General features: G+C 39.9%; 15 protein-coding genes and 1 riboswitch. Of the genes, 12 read left to right on the plus strand and 3 right to left on the minus strand.

The window, feature by feature from the left end; all coding sequences use genetic code 11:
- Positions 1 to 103: 103 nt before the first annotated feature.
- The 5 genes from HU823_RS18030 to HU823_RS18050 all read left to right on the plus strand — a co-directional run bounded on the left by HU823_RS18030 (position 104) and on the right by HU823_RS18050 (position 5,001).
- A complete protein-coding gene (locus tag HU823_RS18030; RefSeq protein WP_197222920.1) occupies positions 104 to 1,414 on the plus strand; it encodes an ABC transporter substrate-binding protein in 1,311 nt (436 codons plus the stop codon).
- Between the two features lie 66 nt (positions 1,415 to 1,480).
- Complete coding sequence (locus HU823_RS18035) at positions 1,481 to 2,380, plus strand: carbohydrate ABC transporter permease (RefSeq protein WP_197222921.1); 900 nt, start codon at positions 1,481 to 1,483, stop codon at positions 2,378 to 2,380.
- Positions 2,381 to 2,509: 129 nt separating this feature from the next.
- A complete protein-coding gene (locus HU823_RS18040; RefSeq protein WP_231607552.1) occupies positions 2,510 to 3,286 on the plus strand; it encodes a carbohydrate ABC transporter permease in 777 nt (258 codons plus the stop codon).
- Between the two features lie 15 nt (positions 3,287 to 3,301).
- Positions 3,302 to 4,669, plus strand: coding sequence for a GH1 family beta-glucosidase (locus HU823_RS18045; protein WP_197222922.1), 1,368 nt, complete (start codon positions 3,302 to 3,304; stop codon positions 4,667 to 4,669).
- A 119-nt stretch (positions 4,670 to 4,788) separates the two neighbouring features.
- Entirely contained in the window at positions 4,789 to 5,001 is a 213-nt protein-coding gene (locus HU823_RS18050; protein WP_197222923.1) for a hypothetical protein, read from the plus strand.
- 419 nt (positions 5,002 to 5,420) lie between these two features.
- On the opposite strand, the gene HU823_RS18055 is transcribed toward HU823_RS18050, so the two are convergent.
- Complete coding sequence (locus HU823_RS18055; protein WP_197222924.1) at positions 5,421 to 6,548, minus strand: MGDG synthase family glycosyltransferase; 1,128 nt, start codon at positions 6,546 to 6,548, stop codon at positions 5,421 to 5,423.
- Positions 6,549 to 6,673: 125 nt separating this feature from the next.
- Positions 6,674 to 6,853, plus strand: a riboswitch (cobalamin riboswitch).
- Positions 6,854 to 7,012: 159 nt separating this feature from the next.
- Here HU823_RS18055 and HU823_RS18060 point away from each other — a divergent pair.
- Together HU823_RS18060 and HU823_RS18065 are read left to right on the plus strand one after the other, a co-directional pair.
- Entirely contained in the window at positions 7,013 to 7,492 is a 480-nt protein-coding gene (locus HU823_RS18060; protein WP_197222925.1) for an acyl-CoA thioesterase, read from the plus strand.
- A gap of 324 nt (positions 7,493 to 7,816) precedes the next feature.
- Entirely contained in the window at positions 7,817 to 8,182 is a 366-nt protein-coding gene (locus tag HU823_RS18065; protein ID WP_197222926.1) for a YbaN family protein, read from the plus strand.
- A 47-nt stretch (positions 8,183 to 8,229) separates the two neighbouring features.
- Here the strand turns inward: HU823_RS18065 and HU823_RS18070 are convergent, their stop codons facing one another.
- Both HU823_RS18070 and HU823_RS18075 read right to left on the minus strand, forming a co-directional pair.
- Complete coding sequence (locus HU823_RS18070) at positions 8,230 to 8,907, minus strand: peroxiredoxin (protein ID WP_197222927.1); 678 nt, start codon at positions 8,905 to 8,907, stop codon at positions 8,230 to 8,232.
- Between the two features lie 12 nt (positions 8,908 to 8,919).
- A complete protein-coding gene (locus tag HU823_RS18075; RefSeq protein WP_197222928.1) occupies positions 8,920 to 9,681 on the minus strand; it encodes a ferritin-like domain-containing protein in 762 nt (253 codons plus the stop codon).
- A 141-nt stretch (positions 9,682 to 9,822) separates the two neighbouring features.
- On the opposite strand from HU823_RS18075, the gene HU823_RS18080 reads away from it, so the two are divergent.
- From HU823_RS18080 to HU823_RS18100, 5 genes are all read left to right on the plus strand, one after another.
- Positions 9,823 to 10,803 carry a spermidine synthase gene (locus HU823_RS18080; protein WP_197222929.1) on the plus strand — a complete coding sequence of 327 codons (981 nt, stop codon included), beginning with the start codon at positions 9,823 to 9,825 and terminating at the stop codon, positions 10,801 to 10,803.
- 128 nt (positions 10,804 to 10,931) lie between these two features.
- Positions 10,932 to 11,741 (plus strand): alpha/beta fold hydrolase, encoded by an 810-nt coding sequence (locus HU823_RS18085; RefSeq protein WP_197222930.1) that lies wholly within the window; start codon positions 10,932 to 10,934, stop codon positions 11,739 to 11,741.
- A gap of 108 nt (positions 11,742 to 11,849) precedes the next feature.
- Entirely contained in the window at positions 11,850 to 12,284 is a 435-nt protein-coding gene (locus HU823_RS18090; protein ID WP_197222931.1) for a YciI family protein, read from the plus strand.
- Positions 12,285 to 12,325: 41 nt separating this feature from the next.
- The gene (locus tag HU823_RS18095; RefSeq protein WP_231607554.1) at positions 12,326 to 13,534 is read left to right on the plus strand and encodes an RNA polymerase sigma factor; all 1,209 of its coding nucleotides are present in this window, start codon (positions 12,326 to 12,328) and stop codon (positions 13,532 to 13,534) included.
- A gap of 243 nt (positions 13,535 to 13,777) precedes the next feature.
- Positions 13,778 to 14,119, plus strand: a complete 342-nt coding sequence (locus tag HU823_RS18100; RefSeq protein WP_144704249.1) for a DUF1801 domain-containing protein — start codon at positions 13,778 to 13,780, stop codon at positions 14,117 to 14,119.
- Positions 14,120 to 14,164: the final 45 nt, after the last annotated feature.

A 14,164-nucleotide genomic window follows, 5' to 3' on the forward strand; every position in this document is an offset into this window, starting at 1 on the left:
AAAATTTTTTTAGGATAATTCGAAAGCGGTTTCGAATATTTATTTTGAAACAAAACGAAACCGCTTTCGCTCTATAAATTTTAAAGAAGGAAGGGGTTTATACATGAAAAGGAAGTTAAGTATCTTTTTGGTATCTATTTTGTTGGTGGGATTATTTGCAGGTTGTTCAAGCGATTCGAAAACATCTGGTAATGGAAAGAAAGATGTTGATTTAAGAATCTGGTCGTTTACAGATGAATTGAAGAAACCGATTAAGACATTTGAGGAAAAGAATGGCGTAAAAGTGGAGTTAACGATTGTTCCGATCGCTGACTACCCGACAAAGTTAAAGCCTGTACTTGAGAGTGGTGTTGGAGCTCCTGACGTTTTCACAGGCGAGATTGCATTCTTAAAACAATGGGTAGATGCAGGTTATTGGGAGAACTTATCTGAAAAGCCTTATAACGCAGATAAGCTTTCTGATAAGTATGTACCTTACGTATTTGACCTTGGTAAAGATAAAGATGGCGATGTACGCGCTCTTTCTTGGCAAACAACGCCAGGAGGCATCTATTATAAGCGAAGCATTGCAAAGGAAGTATTAGGAACGGACGATCCAACTCAAGTTGGTGAAATGATGAGCTCTATGGATAAGGTGTTTGAAGTAGCAGATAAGATGAAAGCAAAAGGCTATAGCATGTTCCCAGATGAGGGAGCTATCCGCTGGTTCACACAAGGTGACAATCCACAGCCTTGGGTAAACGATAAGAATGAGCTTCAGCTTACAGATGAAAAAATGGAGTACATGGATTACTCGAAAAAGCTTCGTGATAATCAATACACAGCTCTAGCACCTGAATGGTCACCATCTTGGTTCGAAGGCATGGATAAGCCGATCAAGGTAAAAGAGGGCGGCAAGGAAAAAGAAACACAAGTGTTTTCATATGTTCTTCCTACATGGGGATTACATAGCGTCCTAAAAACCAATGTTAAGGAATCTGTTGGTGACTGGGCGGTAACGAGTGGTCCGAGTCCTTATTTCTGGGGTGGAACATGGCTTGGTGTATACAACAAATCGGATAATAAAGAACTTGCTTATAAATTTGTGAAAATGATGACACAAGACGATGAATTCTTAACATCTTGGAGTAAAGAAACCGGAGATGTCCTTTCTTATCTACCTGTAACAGAGACAATTAAAGACGACTTTAGCGACAAGTTTTTGGGTGGACAGAACAACTATCAATTCTTCTTGGATCAATCTACTAAGATCACACCAGGGATCGTGACGAAGTACGATCAGCAGCTAGATACGCTCTACGGAAATGCTGTGCAGCAATATGTAACAGGTAAGAAGTCTAAAAAAGAAGCGATTAAAGAATTCTATCAAAAAGCACAAAATGCTTATCCAGACATAAAAGTACCGAAAAAATAAGTTTTAGGGACGGTGGCGGGAAATAATTCCTCGCCACTGACCTATCTATTGAAAGGGGGAGGAGAGATGAAAAATTTAAACCGTTATGGCTATTTTTTTATTGCTCCGTTTTGGCTCGTCTTCTTAGTGTTCAGTATATATCCCGTCGCCCTAACCTTTTATTATAGCTTTACAAATTACACAGGCAGTGGTGAAGCACAGTTAGTAGGTCTAGCAAACTATAAACGACTCCTTACAGACACGTATTTTGTTGAAGCTTTTTTTAACACATGGAAAATATGGGGTGTGAACTTTGCGCTTCAAATGGGACTTGCTCTCATCTTGGCTATGATTTTTTCAGATATGAGAATCAAGTTAAAAGGAATCGCATTTTTCCGATCAATCTTTTACCTTCCGAATCTAATTACGATCAGTTCGGTTGCTCTATTATTCGGTATTTTACTAGATTGGCAGCACGGATCTTTAAACATGATGTTAATGAAGCTAGGAATTATCTCAGATCCAATCAACTGGCTGAACGAACCAACGAGTGCACAGTTATCTGTCTCACTGATCTTAACCTGGATGTGGTTTGGTCACTCCTTTATCGTCGTAATGGCAGGTGTATCTGGCATATCGAAGGACTACTACGAAGCAGCATTAATCGATGGTGCAAATCGCTGGCAGACGTTTTCAAAGATTACGATTCCGCTCTTAAAGCCTATCCTGCTTTATATCATGATTACCTCGCTCATTGGAGGTCTTCAATTGTTTGATCTACCGATGCTTTTAACAGATGGAATAGGATCACCAGATGGCTCATTGAATACGATGGTGCTCTATTTATACAATCAAGCCTTCAAGTATAACAATTACGGGTACGCTGCTGCAGTAGCATACGGATTATTTGTTATAACGCTCATCTTCTCTGCTTTTATTTTCAAGGGGATGTATGGGAAAGAACGTAAACAACCAAGGCAGGTGTAAAGCATGATAGGAAAAACAGCGGTAGATAATAGCCTTTCAAATTCTGTTCAAAAGAAAAGTGTTATAGAAACAAAACCGAAGCGAAAAATCAGCATACCAAAACTTTTGATCTATGCTTTATTGATCGCTATGGCCATCGTATGCTTCATTCCGTTCTTAATGATGCTTGTAAACGCTACACGCTCAAATGAAGCTATTCTTTCAGGCTTTACTCTAATTCCTGGGAGTGCGTTAGTTGAAAACTACCAAACGATGATGAGCTACATCAATATTTGGGCGGGCTTTAAGAACAGCTTATTCATCTCAGTTCTCGTGACGTTATTGTCGGGATACTTTTCAGCCTTAACAGCTTATGGATTTGCGTTCTACGTGTTTAAGGGCAAGAATGCGATGTTCGTTTTCATGCTAGTGATGATGATGGTTCCTGGCCAGTTAGGGTTAATCGGCTTTTATGAACTATGTAAGAACTTAGGGATATTGGATACGTATATTCCATTAATCATTCCTGCAGCAGCGAGTCCTTTCGTGGTGTTCTTCTTGCGCCAGTACATTTTAACAACGCTTCACCCAAGTTTAATTGAGGCAGCACGAATCGATGGTGCAAGTGAATTTAAAATCTTTCATACGATCGCGATTCCAATCATGATGCCAGCGATCGCGACTATGTCTATCTTTACGTTTATCGGGTCATGGAACAACTACATCATGCCGTTAGTTGTTTTATTCTCACCTGAAAAGTTTACGCTTCCTGTGTTGATGGGCTTCTTAAAAGGTTCACAAGTGGCTCAAAACTTAGGTTCCATGTACTTAGGGATTGCGATCTCCGTGGTACCGATCATGGTAGCTTTCTTATTTTTATCAAAATATATTGTCAACAGCATTTCAGCAGGTTCTATCAAAGAATAGAGGAGAGAAACAGTTATGCATTTTAATAAGTCATTCGTGTTTGGTACAGCAACATCTTCTTATCAAATTGAGGGAGCTCGCCTTGAAGGCGGAAGAACACTTTCAATCTGGGATACTTTCTGTGATACGCCTGGAAAAGTATATCAACAGCATAATGGAAGCGTAGCGTGTGATCATTATTACCGTTTTGAAGAAGATATTCAGCAGATTAAGAAGCTTGGCGTAGAAACGTATCGCTTCTCAGTTTCCTGGCCACGTATTTTTCCTGAAAAGGGTGTTTTAAATGTAGAGGGAATGGACTTCTACAAAAAATTGACACAGCGTTTACGTGAAGAAGGAATCAAACCTGCGATCACGCTTTATCACTGGGATCTTCCTCTATGGGCACATGAGGAAGGCGGATGGGTGAACCGTGAGTCAGTAGATTGGTTTATGGATTTAGCGGAAGTCTGCTTTCAAGAGCTTGATGCAGAGGTAGATTCTTGGATTACCCATAACGAGCCGTGGTGTGCCGGTTTCTTAGGTTACCATCAAGGATTTCATGCGCCTGGACATACGAACATGGACGAAGCTGTTAAAGCGGTACACCATATGCTTCTTTCTCACGGGAAAGCTGTACAATATTTAAAGAACAAGCTTCAATCCAAAACACCGATCGGTATCACGTTAAACCTATCACCGATCTATGCTAAAACAGATTCTGTAAACGATCAGCTTGCAGCGAATAATGCTGACGGTTATTCAAATCGCTGGTTCTTAGATCCTGTTTTCAAAGGGCAGTATCCTGTTGATATGATGAACCTATTCTCTAAATATGTTCATTCATATGATTTTATTAAAGCAGGAGATATGGAGATCATCTCAACGTCTTGTGATTTCTTTGGCATCAACTATTATAGCCGAGGCATTGTTGAATTCTCTGCTGCGAATGACTTCTTACATAGAGGGGCTCATTCTGATTATGAGAAAACTGGCATGGGATGGGATATCGCGCCAGAAGAGTTTAAGGATCTCATTAGAAGGCTGAGAAAAGAGTATACAGATCTTCCTATCTATATTACAGAGAATGGTGCAGCCTTTGATGACGTGCTAGAGAACGGACGAGTCCACGATCATGGCCGTGTTGATTATATCGAAAAGCATCTTCAAGCGGTTTCTGATCTGAACGACGAAGGCATGAATATTGAAGGGTACTATCTATGGTCGCTCATGGATAACTTTGAGTGGAGCTTCGGTTATGACAAACGATTTGGAATCATCTATGTGGACTTTGATTCTCAAGAGCGAATCTGGAAAGATAGCGCTCACCGTTATGCAGAAATCGTGAAGAACAGAGGAACTAATAACAGCAACAAAGAAACGGATACTATTTCAATAAGCTAATTTCACTGCTGATTTTAAGATAATAATAACCATTGAAGTCCTGACCTATGTTCGGGGCTTTTTTGTTTGTGTAAAATTTTCCAGGTTGGGGAAGCTAAAAACGTATAGGAGGGATAGATATGAAGGATAAGAATGAGAAACGAATAGACGAAGAAACAACGGATGGCTTGAACGAGCTCGTTGAGATCATTAACGCAAAAGGTGACACCGGTGAACTAAAGGAAATCGTTGAGAACTATGATAACAAAAAGGAACACTCTCCTTTATGCAATGATGATTTTTTCTATGCAGACCTTCGAGCCATTGCGGAAGACGGTGCTAAGGAAGATTGAAGTTTTATAGAACGGGCAGGATCGCAGATGATAGCGAATCTGCCCGTTTATTTGTTTGGAGTGTGTATTAAAGCATGGGTGCGTGAATGAGTTAACTTTGCTTTGCGATGTTAAGATGGAGGGTATAGGGCTGATGTATACTTGTCGAGATATGTCGACTCGCCGATATATGGTCGAAACTCGCTGGAATATCACAAAAACTCGCCGGAATAAATCCAAAATTTCTAGGATTATTCCTAATAGTTCTCGAAATAATAAGAGTTATACCCCGACCGGTATAAGGGAGAACCAGGTTTGCGAGCACTTAAAAGGCTATTATGGCCGAATAGTTAAAGAATTTCATCCAAGTAGTTCAGTTCTGCACCGTCTTTTTATATCTTCATCAAATATTTGCTAACTTCTTTACGAGACATAAAAAACTAACGTGTACCTTGAGACAGCTCTTGTACTTCTTCAAAAGCATAATCAGCTATTATTGAGGAAGAGTGAGGATGGTGAATGACCTCTAAACTTCTCTGCATGCTACTCAGCAAAGCTTCGTTCTCAAATAACTTCTGAACATTTCCCACGATTTCGTTTACAGTATGAACGACAAATGCTGCGCCTTTTTCTTCAAAATACTTAGCATTTTCTCCTTCCTGACCTGGAACTGGCTTATAGAGGAGGAGGGGGACTCTTACTGCGGCTGCCTCAGTAATAGAGATTCCTCCTGGCTTTGTTACTACGCAATGTGAGATCTTTAGAATCTCATGAAGCTTCTCGACGTAACCAAATAATCGGAATGAGCTTGAATATTGTTCAGCAAGCGGTTTTAACTTTTCGTACAGCGTTTTGTTCTTACCACAAACGACAATCACCCGCAATGATGGATCTTTCAGCAAACGCTGTGCGAGCACCTTAACGTTTTTCAGCACACCTTGAGCACCAGCTAAAATAGTAACTACTCGATTACTTGGCGTAACTCCGTATTCAGTAAACACTTCTTCTTTATTAATCGGATGGTAAAAGTCTGCACGGATTGGGATGCCACTGACTGTAATTTTATTTTTATCCACACCGTGTTTGATCAGTCCGTTTTTAACTGAATGGGAGGCAACAAAATAGCGATCAATCGATGGATTGATCCAAAAAGGATGAGCGAAATAATCTGTGATCACGGTATAGATGGGAATATTGAACCGTGATTTTTTTATAAGAAATGGAGCAGCATGAAGCGGGAAAGTGGTTATTACAAAACGGGGTTGGTGTTCATTGATCAATTCTAAAAATCTTTTTCTTCCTAAATACCGTGAAAATTGTGTAATTGTATTAGCATTCAACTTGTTTGTTCCATAATAAAACCATTTATAAAAAGAAGAGCCGTGTGAAAAGCTTTTGATAAATATTGATTGTGTGACTTGGGACATGATGGGGTGAGCTTCCCCAAATAAATCTGATATGACAGGTTGAAGTCCTTTGCTTTTTAGTTCTTCAGCGAGGACATTAGCCACTTGAACATGGCCGCTGCCATAGTTAGCTGTAAGGATTAATGCTGTTGGACGTATCATTAGAAAACCTCCCCAGTCTTTTAATAAAAGCATAGCAGGGGATTTTAAACGCAGTATGAAGTAGAAAAGAAAGTTTTGTAAAAAGTAAATTTTTTAATGATACAATAAGAGAGATTCAAAATTTCATAAGATCCGATAATTATGGTGTCTGTTACAGACTTAATAGGGAATCTGGTGTAAGACCAGAACTGTACCCGCAACTGTAAGTGCTGACGAAATAAGCAAAACCACTGTCAATCTGACGGGAAGGGCTTAGAGTAGGCTGATGCACGAGTCAGGAGACCTGCCATCTTTATAGCGTTGATCTTCTTCGGGAGTTGGGAAGATAGGACGAGGGATATTTAATAGATCATTCTTTCTGTTATCTATTCTTACGTACCCGTCTTTAGTGATGGGTATTTTTCTTTGTTTACTAACTCCCTCAAAAAAGAGGAGCTTTCAAGCTTCAGAAAAGAGGGTATGGTATGGAACAGCAGTTATCAGCAAACATCTCAAGAACGATTCAAACAAAGTTGGTATTGCCCCCTGATACGAATCACATGGGAACGATATTTGGTGGTACCGTTTTATCGTACATTGATGAGATTGCAGCGATTTCAGCCATGAAGCATAGCAAGAAAGTGGTTGTCACCGCATCCATTGATAATGTAAACTTTTTATCGTCAGCTAAAGTGGGAGACATTCTCATATTAGAAGGTGTAGTGATCTCAACCGGAAGAACGTCGATGGAAGTATACGTAAAAGTGGAGTGTCAAAATCTAGAGACGGGAAATAGAACGCTGAATACCACATCAATCTTAACGATGGTCGCTATAGATCAAAACGGTAAGCCGTTTCCGGTTCCAAGTGTCATTCCTGAGACAGAAGAGGAAGAAGCACTCTTTAAAGGTGCTCCGCTAAGGAAAGAAAGGCGTTTGTTATATAAAAATGTAAACAAAATTTAAGGATTCTTTTAAAGTTATAGTTGCAGTTTTTTTCTTTCTTCTTTGCAAGTTGGTTGTAGCGGAAGGTTGCCTGCCTGCTACATGAGAAGCTTCTCGCAAGGCATGCGACGAGGAAGTCCACTTTCTAGCATAAACTTGTAGACGCAGGAGCAAAGAGACAACTTTGAAGCGGTCAGGTGGAGACTCCTAAAGGCGCGAAGCGGCAGGAGGCTCACCGTTCGCCCCGTGGAAAGCGAGCAACCTGGAGCGGAAACCAACAACTAACAAAAGCAACAATGTATACGAATAAACCTATTTTAAAAGGAAAAGGAAGTGAGAATCCCAATGAAAATAAAAAACATCATATTTGTAGCATTGGGGATCTTTTTCCTCGGTTTGGGCGTGATTGGAATTGTGTTGCCGTTGCTTCCTACAACACCTCTCTTATTACTCGCGTCTTATTTTTTCGTAAAAGGTTCAAAAAAGTTTGAAATGTGGTTTAAAGGAACCGACATTTATAAAAAACATCTAGATGATTTTGTTAGAAATCGATCGCTCACCAAAAAGAAAAAGATCATGATCAGTCTGTTTTCAGATTCAATGATATTGATTACTTTTATCCTTACTGACAGCATGCTTGCAAGAGTGATATTAATTCTTGTTGTGATGTATAAGTATTACTATTTCATCGTAAAAATTAAAACGGCATAGAGTATGTGTGGAGGTAAAGAGAGCAGCCTATTCAAAGGCTGCTCTCTTTATCTATCATGAAGTGGCTTTGTACATAGCCACCAATCGTAGCACTCAATCTCTCCACTTTGTGCTTGTTCTGCACGTTTCTTTGCTTCTTGTATAGTTGTAGGTGCTGGAACGATCAGACGGTCTCCGACTAGTTCGTTTTCCGGCCAATTCGCAGGTGTTGCGGCTTTATTTTTATCTGCTGTCTGCAACGCCTGAACCGCTCTTATGATCTCGTTGATATTACGGCCAACATTCTCGGGATACGTCAGCATAAGACGTATCTTGCCTGTTGGATCTACGATGTATACACTTCTCACCGTTCTTGTTCCCATCGTAGGGTGGATCATTCCAAGTCTGGTTGCAACCCTCCCAAGACTATCTGCAATGATCGGAAAAGTAATCTCTACTTTCAAATTCTGCTGTATCCATTCAATCCACTTTATGTGAGAGTACACCTGTTCTACAGATAATCCGATTAAATAAGTATTTAGTTTTGTAAACTCAGGCATGAGCTTTTGGAACGCGACAAACTCTGTTGTACACACGGGTGTAAAGTCTCCTGGATGACTAAAGAGGACAAACCAATGACCTTGATAACTTGTTGGAAGGACAAGATCCCCAAGGGTTGTATGAACCGTCATCTCCGGAAATTGATCTCCAATAAAAGGCTTTGAATATATTTGTGTAGATTCCATCCCTCTCTTCTCCTATCTTGACTGGTTTCCCATCATCTTGCTCTTTTTCAATAGCTGAGATTCACCTGTTTTCTCCCACTTTTCTACTTGTTCAATGGCTTGTTGAGGTGTAAATCCTTGACCGACAAGAACACCAGATAAAATAAATTCCTGATAGAGGTGAGTAAGATTAATGCCTTCTTCGGTCTCTTTTAAAGCTCTTTTAACAAGTGGGTCTATATACGAAACCCATTGATCCGCTAAGCTCTCTGTTTGTGGCATTCGGTTTTCATGTTGAAAAGAACGAGGAGAGGATGATCTACTGTTTAAGGTGAATAAATAGTTGTACTTTGCACTGTGTTTAATTTCATCTGTAATGATGTTAAAGAGGATATCTCGATAATACGTATTAGGAAGTCCTTGGCGAATAACGCGATACTTCTCGACAGCTGCAAGTTCACCAAACAGAGCTTTAACAAGACCGTCTTTATAGGATTTTGGTTTCTGAAACTCTTCTCCGTTCATAGGTGGAACTTCTTGACCAGTAAGATCTCTGTATATCATTCTGAAAAGCTTGTTGTGTTTTTTCTCATCATCTCGAATAGATGCGATAATTAACTTTTGCTCGTTCGTTGGTGCTTCAGAAATTAAGTAATCGTAAAATAATTCATCTTCTCTTTCGCCAGCAACAGCTTCCCTGATGAGTTGCAGAGACAGTTGAAGTGCTTGCTGCTGCCCATCACTCTGTTGCTGTCCGCTGTCTTGTTGCTGCTGTTGTGGATTCATATAGCTCATAAGATAACCTCCAAAAATTGATTGTCGCATTATACTATGCAGACGCCTAAATTTTGCTTATGTACAAGTTTTTCAACACCACATGTTCTATGAATGAATAGAAATGTGAATATAACTTGTTCAAAATAAGGAGTGTTCATAGTGGATGAGCTCATGTGGCTAGCGATTGGTGCAGCCGCAGTTTTTATAGTGGAAGCAAGTGTGTATTTTTATTGGGTGAAATGGGGAAACGGCTCTTTTATAACATTTATAAATGATGGCCAGAGACCTCAACGTAATTTCAAAGTGCTTCAAACGTTTAAAACATCTACACAAAGTATCGCACTAGTCGAAGTCGGAGAAGAAGTATGGGTATATAGCAACGGTGAGATCATGTTTGGTACAAAACAGGATGAGAATGAGTACGCAGAAGTGATCGTACATGTTCCAATGGCCGCAGCGAAAGGGGCGAAACGCATCTTAATCATCGGTGGCGGAGGCGGGATCAGTGTGCGAGAAGCTTTACGTTACGAAGAAGTTGAAGAAATTATTGCAGTAGATATTGATGAAGAGATGATGAATCTTGGAAAAAGCTTCGATCGATTAGTGTCATTTAATGAAGGTGCATTAAACCATCAAAAAGTGAGAACTAAGACTGAAGATGGAAGACTTTTTGTAGAACAAAGCCTAGAAACGTGGGACGTAATCATTGTGGACATACCAGAACCGACTGAAAGATGCCCGAGTCTATCCCGTTTGTTTTCATTAGAGTTTTATCATGAGTTAAAAGAACACTTAAACCCTGGCGGTGTACTATCCATTGCCTGTTCAACCGTCAACTTGATGCCAGAATATATGTGGAGCATTGAAAAGACGTTAAAAGAATGTGGATTCTTCACAATTCCATTTCATAATTTCTCAAACAAGACGGGTGTAGATTGGGGTTATATCCTTGCTTCAACACTTCCTTTAGAGCCGGATGATATACAATTAAAAGTTACTACGCCATTTTTAACAGAAGGCAGACTGAGGGATGTGTTGGTAATGCCTTACTATTTAATGAATAAAGAGAACAAAGGGATGGTTCAGACAGACCAGAATACGGTGCTTTTAGATATAGTGAAAAGAGAAACCGATGTTTAAACGAAAAAACACTTGTGATTTTGCAGGTGTTTTTTATTTTTTTTTATTCTATGTCTAAATATTTATAACTTCTTCGTCGTATAAGTAAATCAACTTAAAAACAATTGAAATGCTAAGGAGAGATTCATATGAATTCTGTAATTTCAAAAGATGGAACAAAAATTGTTTATAACAAGGAAGGAAATGGGCCGTCACTCATCTTAATCGGAGGCGCATTCAGTTATCGAAAGTTCCCTGGCTTGGTTAAACTTGCGAAATTATTAGCAGACCAATTTACAGTTTACACATATGATCGACGTGGCCGTGGGGATAGCGGTGACGCAGAACAGTATGAACCCGCACGAGAGTATGAAGATCTGGATGCAATTATCTCAAAAGCAGGAGGAACGGCATTCGTTTGGGGGTTATCATCAGGAGCCGTTCTTGCTTTACAAGCTGCTGCTCATGGAGCAAGCATTACAAAATTAGCGCTCCACGAACCACCATTTATCGTCAATGACACAGATCATGTACCACCAAGTGATTTTTCAAAAAAGGTTAGTGAACTTATTGCTGATGACCGCAGTGCGGATACGATTAAATATTTCATGACGAAGGGCATGGGGGCTCCTTCATTCATTGTAACTATGATGCGTATGATGCCTGGTGTTTGGTCTAATCTTATGGCGGTTGCACATACCCTTCCGTACGATGCAGCATTATTAGAGGGGTATATGGAAGGAAAGTCATTGCCTGAAAATCTTTGGAATAACGTTACAGTACCAACACTTGTACTTAAAGGTACAGAAAGTCCTTTAATGCTTCGTGACGGAGCAGATGCTTTAGTAAAAGTGCTTCCTAATGCTGAACTAATAAGTAAGAAGGGACTTGGACATACGAAACAGCTTAATGTTAAAAGTATTTCTTCTGAGCTCGTCTCATTTTTTTCGGCTGTATAAACTAGAGTAAATCACTAAAGGATTTATTTAACAAATACCGAAACCTTTTTATAGATTTATTGTGCAGATTATAAAATTGAAGAGTTAAATATGAGGAGGCAACTAAACATGAGATTTATGATGATCGTTAAAGCAACTGCAGATTCAGAGGCGGGGGTCATGCCGAGTCAGGAATTAATAGATGCCATGCAAAAATATAACGAGGAATTAGTAAAGGCAGGTGTGCTTCTTGCTGCAGACGGCCTACAACCAAGTTCAAGTGGTATACGAATTTCTTACACGGAGCGGGGCGGTCGTGCTAAAGTGGTTGATGGTCCGTTTACAGAAGTAAAAGAACTGATTGCAGGCTATACGCTTATTGAAGTGAAGTCAAGAGAAGAAGCCATTCAATGGGCTCTGCGTATGCCAGATCCACATGGGTATGGGGATGGTGAGATTGAACTGCGACAGGTTTTTGAAGCAGAGGAAATAATGGGAAACCCTATTCATTTAATGAAAGAAAGAGAACTTCGAAAAAAGGCTGAGGAGCAACAAAAAGCGTGACAGTGATCGATGTAAATCGAGCGATCGAAGAGATATGGAGAATGGAATCTGCGAAGTTGATCGCAAGCTTAACGCACTTGCTGCGAGATGTAGGTATCGCTGAAGATATTGCTCATGATGCATTAATCATCGCATTAGAAAAATGGCCGAATATCGGTATCCCAGATAATCCGGGCGCATGGCTGATGACTGTGGCCAAACGTCGTGCGATTGATTTAATAAGGCGTACAAAAAAACGTGATCAAAAATATACCGAACTTGCTAGAGGAACAGATTTGTATACGGAAGAAGATGTTGGTCTAGTAGTAAACGAAGAGATTGGAGATGAACTTCTTCGTTTGATTTTCATGACCTGTCATCCCGTATTATCGCAAGATGCAAGGGTTGCACTTACGCTTCGTTTGTTATGTGGTTTAACTACTGATGAGATTGCCCGTTCTTTTCTTCTGTCAGAATCTACTGTAGCGCAACGAATTGTACGTGCCAAAAGGACACTTAGATCTGAAAATGTTCCTTTTGAAGTTCCAGCAAAAGAGGACCGAAAAGAGCGGCTATCAACAGTGCTTGAAGTTATTTACCTGATGTTTAACGAAGGGTATGCAGCAACATCAGGCGATCATTGGGTTCGTCCTTTGCTTTGTCAGGAGGCATTGAGATTAGGGCGGGTTCTAGCTGAGATTGCCCAAAGTGAATCAGAAGTACACGGTCTTGTCGCATTAATGGAAATACAATCTTCACGGTTGAAGACTAGGGTAAATGAAAAAGGGGAACCAATCTTACTCATGGACCAAAATCGAGCACAATGGGATCGTTTGCTTATTCGCCGTGGATTAGCGGCACTTGAGCGGAGTGAAAGGATAGGTGTACCACTCGGACAATATGCGATTCAAGCGAAAATCTCTGCTTGTCATGCAGAAGCTCATTCCGTTGAAGAAACGAATTGGGTAAAAATAGCTGCGCTTTATGAGGCGTTATACAGGATTTCCCCTTCTCCTATTGTGGAACTAAATCATGCCGTAGCAATCTCAATGGCATTTGGGCCTTCTCTCGGCCTTCAACTTGTAGATGAATTAAGTAGGGAGTCTTCTTTACAGGAGTATCACCTTCTATATAGCGTGCGTGGAGATCTTCTTTTTAAGTTGGGAAGATTTGAGGACGCTCGTATAGAATTTAAACGCGCCGCTTCCATGACTAAGAATGAAAAAGAGAAAAGCCTTCTAATGAACAGAGCAAAAGAATGTGAGTCTTGAACAAACTTTTTTTAGCCTAGTAGATTATAGTGTTCAGTTTCGTAGTAAAGGTAGGAAAGCTGATCACAATCTAAAGGAGGAATCGATATAAGAGAGGTAAAGTAGAACGCAAAGCACAACATTCATTACGTCGAAAGCAACCACTTTCGAGTCTAAGTAAAGAAGTTCTTAGTAAAGACTTAGAAGAACATATATATATGTTGCAAAAGACCGATAGAATAAAAATAAAGGAGACAGTAAACGATGAATCAAGAGGTTACCCATTTTATTGAGGAATTAAAAGAATCCTGGCAGGTAGAGTTGTCTACGAATCTACGCGGAGTTGTTCATCAAGCAATACCTGACGTCAATGAGCGAATTCAGTATAAAAAACCTCACTTCTTAAAAAACGGAAAATATGCTGCAGTGATCTCAACATCCAAAGATGCCGTAAGCTTTACAATTTTTAATGCAAATTCATTAGAACTTCCAGAAGCTCTATTCAGTGGTCCACCAGAACGTAAAACCATAAAGCTGCGTAAAGGAGACTCGATTGATTCCAAACAACTTATCTCATTTGTAAAAGAAGCTTCGAGTGCTTTATGATCAATCTGTTCATTTTAAAAGCTTGAGTCCGAGAGATTTTGGACT

The organism is Fictibacillus sp. 18YEL24 (assembly GCF_015903855.1).
GTDB lineage: Bacteria > Bacillota > Bacilli > Bacillales > Fictibacillaceae > Fictibacillus > Fictibacillus phosphorivorans_C.